The following is a 4,003-nucleotide window of genomic DNA, read 5'->3' on the forward strand; positions in this document are numbered from 1 at the left end:
CGCCCCCGGCGCCCCGGCCCGCCTGGACTGGGAGGCCACCCTGGCCTTCCGCCACCACCTGTGGGACCAGGGCCTGGGCGTGGCCGACGCCATGGACACCGCCCAGCGCGGCATGGGCCTGGACTGGGCGGCCACCGCCGAGCTGATCCGCAGGTCGGGTGCGGAGGCCGCCTCGCGCGGCGCCGCCCTGGCCTGCGGGGTGGGCACCGACCAGCTCGACCTTTCGCAGGCCGATCTGGAAAGCGTTATCACCGCGTACGGTGAGCAGCTCGACGTCGTCCAGGGCGCCGGAGCCACCCCCATCCTCATGGCCTCGCGCGCCCTGGCCGCGGTCGCCTCGGGCCCCGACGACTACGCCAAGGTCTACGCCGACCTGCTGGGCCGGGCCGACCAGCCCGTCATCCTGCACTGGCTGGGCACCGCCTTCGACCCGGCCCTGGCCGGGTACTGGGGCTTCGCCGACCCGGCCGAGGCGATCGAGCCGGTGGCGGCCCTGATCGCCGAGCACGCGGCGAAGGTGGACGGCATCAAGGTCTCCCTGCTCGACGCCTCGCTGGAGGTGCGGCTGCGGCGGCTGCTGCCCGAGGGCGTGCGCCTGTACACCGGCGACGACTTCAACTACCCCGACCTCGTCCTGGGCGACGAGCAGGGCCACTCCGACGCCCTGCTGGGCGTCTTCGCCGCCATCGCCCCGGCCGCCGCCCGCGCGCTGGCCGCCCTGGACGAGGGCGACACCGCCCGGTACCGGGCCCTGATGGACCCCACGGTCCCGCTGGCCCGGCACCTGTTCACCGAGCCCACCTTCTACTACAAGACCGGCGTGGCCTTCCTGGCCTGGCTCAACGGCCACCAGAAGGGCTTCCACATGGTGGGCGGGCTGCACAGCGCCCGCGACCTGCCCCACCTGGCCCAGGCGGTGCGCCTGGCCGACGCCGCCGGGGCCCTGACCGACCCCGACCTGGCCGCGGCACGCATGCGGGCGCTCCTCCAGGTGTCAGGAGTGGACCAGTGAGCACCATCCCCGAGGGCGCCGCGGCGCCCCCCACGCCGACGGCCGCGCCCGCGGCCACCGTCGCGGCGGTCGTACCCGGCGCGGTGGACGTGCCCTCCGGGCAGCCCGCCGCGGTGCCCACCCCCGAACCGGGCGACCCGCGCCTGGCACGGCTCTCGCTCAACCAGGCCACCGTCAAGTACTGGAACCTGACCCAGGCCGTGGACGGCTGCCTGCGCGCCGGACTGCCCGCCATCGGGACCTGGCGCGAGCCGGTCGCCGAGATGGGCCTGGCCAAGGCCGCCGCCCTGCTGCGCCGGGCCGGGCTGCGCGTGTCCTCGCACTGCCGAGGCGGCTTCCTCACCGGCCCGGACCGGGCCGCGGCGCTGGAGGACAACCGGCGCGCCGTCGACGAGGCCGCCGAACTCGGCGCGCCCTGCCTGGTCATGGTCGTGGGCGGTATGCCCGACGGCGAGCGCGACCTGGTCGGCATCCGCGAACGGGTGGCGGACGGCATCGCCGAGCTGGCGCCCTACGCCCTGGAGCGGGGGGTACAGCTCGCGCTGGAGCCCCTGCACCCGATGTTCTGCGCCGACCGCGCCGTGCTCTCCACACTGGGCCAGGCCCTGGACCTGGCCGAACGCTTCGACGCGGCCGCCGTCGGCGTGGTGGTGGACGCCTACCACGTGTGGTGGGACCCCCAGGTGTGGGAGCAGATCGCCCGCGCCGGGGCGGGCGGGCGCATCGCCTCCTTCCAGGCCTGCGACTGGGAGCTGCCCATCCCCGCCGACGCCCTGCTGGGGCGCGGCATGGTCGGCGACGGCCACGCCGACGTGCGCGCCCTGCGCCGCGCGGTGGACGCGGCCGGTTACGACGGCGACATCGAGGTGGAGATCTTCAACGAGCGGATCTGGTCGGCCGACGGCGACGACGTCATCGCCACCCTGGCCCGACGCCACGTCCAGCACGTCCTGTGAGGCCCCCGGGGGCGCACGCGCGCCCCCGGTCCCCCCGAGCTCAAGGAGCAAGCATGAACTTCGACGGAATCCTCTTCTTCCCCCTGACCCCCTTCGACTCCGAAGGCGAAGTGAACGAGGACGTGCTGGCCGAGCACGTCGCCTCGGGCGTGGAGCACGGCGCGGGCGGGGTGTTCGCGGCCTGCGGCACCGGTGAGGTGCACGCCCTGTCGGCCGCCGAGCACGCCGCGGTGGTGCGGCGGTCGGTGGAGGTCACCGCGGGCCGCGTGCCGGTGGTGGCCGGTGCGGGCGGCAGCGTGGGCACCGCCATCGAGCAGGCCCGCGCGGCCCGCGAACTGGGCGCGGACGCGATCCTGCTGCTGCCGCCCTACCTGGTGGGCGCGCCGCAGTCGGGGCTGGTGGACTACGTGCGCACCGTGGTCGCGGCCTCCGACATCCCGGTCGTGGTCTATCAGCGCGGGTCGATGGTGTTCACCCCCCAGAGCGCGGCGGAGCTGGCCGCGATCCCGCAGGTGGTGGGGATCAAGGACGGGGTGGGCGACCTGGGCCGGATGCACCAGATCGTGATGGCGGTGCGCGACCTGCGCGGCGAGGAGTTCACCTTCTTCAACGGCCTGCCCACGGCGGAGCTGACCGTGGCGGCCTACCGGTCGGTGGGCGTGCCGCTGTACTCCTCGGCGGCGTTCGCGTTCGTGCCCGAGGTGGCCGACGCCTTCTACCGCGCCTTCCACTCCGGCGACGCGCTGGCCGACACCCTGATGCGCGAGTTCTTCGAGCCGCTGGTGCGGCTGCGCGACCGGACTCCGGGGTACGCGGTGTCGCTGGTCAAGGCGGGCGCGCGGCTGCGCGGGGTGGACATGGGCGGGGTGCGCGCGCCGTTCCGCGACCCCACCGCCGAGGAGGAGTCCGCGCTGGCCGAGCTGATCGAGACCGGCCTGTCCCTGGTCAAGGAGGGCTGAACGTGCGCGTCACCGAGGTCGGCGCCCGGGCCTTCCGGCTGCCGCTGCACCGCTCCTGGGACGGGGGCGTGGACCGCAACGACGTCGTGGTGGTGCGGGTGGCCACCGACTCCGGGCTGGTCGGCACGGGTTTCGCGTGGACCCCGCTGATCGGGGCCCGGGCGGTGGCCGCGCTGGTCAACGACGACCTGCGGCCCGCGCTGGTGGGCGCCGAGGCCCATCCGGCCCGGTGGGACGAGCTGCGCTGGCACCTGCGCGAGGCGGGCACCAGCGGGCTCACCCTGATGGCGCTGGCGGGGGTGGACATCGCCCTGTGGGACCTGCGCGCCCGCGCGGCGGAGTCGAGCCTGGTGGACCTGGTGGGTCGGCGCCGCGAGTCGGCGCCGGCCTACGGCAGCGGGGTCAACCTGGACTACTCCCTGCCCGACCTGGTGGAACAGGTGCGCGGCTGGGTGGAGGCCGGGCACGTCGCCGCCAAGGTCAAGGTCGGCTCGCCCGATCCGGCCCGGGACGCCGAGCGGGTGGGCGCGGTGCGCGAGGTGCTGGGCCCGGACCGGCTGCTGATGGTGGACGCCAACCAGCGCTGGGACGTGCCCGGGGCGGTCCGGGCGCTGGACGCGCTGGAGGAGTTCGGCCCGCACTTCGTGGAGGAGCCCCTCCCGGCCGAGGACCTGGAGGCGCACGCCCGTCTGCGCGAGCGCACGCGGGTGCCCTTCGCCGTGGGTGAGAACCTGCGCACGGCCGCCGAGTTCGAGCGGGCCGTGGAGCTGGGGGTGTGCGACGTCGCCCAGCCCAACGTGGTGCGGGTGGGCGGCATCACCCCGTTCCTGCGGATCGCGGAGTCGATGGCGCGCCGCGGCGTGCCGGTGGCTCCGCACCTGTTGCCCGAGCTGTCGGGGCAGCTGGCGCTGTGCCTGCCCCGGGTGGCCATGGTCGAGGACATCGACCGGGCCTCCTTCGCCGCGCTGGGAGCGTTGGCCCGCCCCAGCGGGGTGGAGTTCGACCGGGGCCGGGTGCGCGCCGACACCGGCCACGGCCACGGCCTGGTGTTCGCCGACACGCTCACACCGGTCGCG

The 4,003-nt window shown here is 75.4% G+C and carries 4 protein-coding genes; all 4 read left to right on the forward strand.

The features are described from left to right. A partial coding sequence (locus DQW06_RS15825) for a dihydrodipicolinate synthase family protein (protein ID WP_157983454.1) occupies positions 1–1,012 on the forward strand: 1,012 nt, incomplete at its 5' end. Continuing rightward, positions 1,009–1,968, forward strand: coding sequence for a sugar phosphate isomerase/epimerase (locus tag DQW06_RS15830; protein ID WP_019607317.1), 960 nt, complete (start codon positions 1,009–1,011; stop codon positions 1,966–1,968). The genes DQW06_RS15825 and DQW06_RS15830, both read left to right, overlap by 4 nt. A gap of 53 nt (positions 1,969–2,021) precedes the next feature. Then, positions 2,022–2,927, forward strand: coding sequence for a 5-dehydro-4-deoxyglucarate dehydratase (locus DQW06_RS15835; RefSeq protein ID WP_013153053.1), 906 nt, complete (start codon positions 2,022–2,024; stop codon positions 2,925–2,927). Between the two features lie 2 nt (positions 2,928–2,929). Further along, positions 2,930–4,003 (forward strand): mandelate racemase/muconate lactonizing enzyme family protein (locus DQW06_RS15840; protein ID WP_157983455.1); only part of this gene is annotated, 1,074 nt, incomplete at its 3' end.

Origin of the sequence: Nocardiopsis sp. TNDT3, assembly GCF_003427465.1 — a bacterium.
GTDB lineage: Bacteria > Actinomycetota > Actinomycetes > Streptosporangiales > Streptosporangiaceae > Nocardiopsis > Nocardiopsis dassonvillei.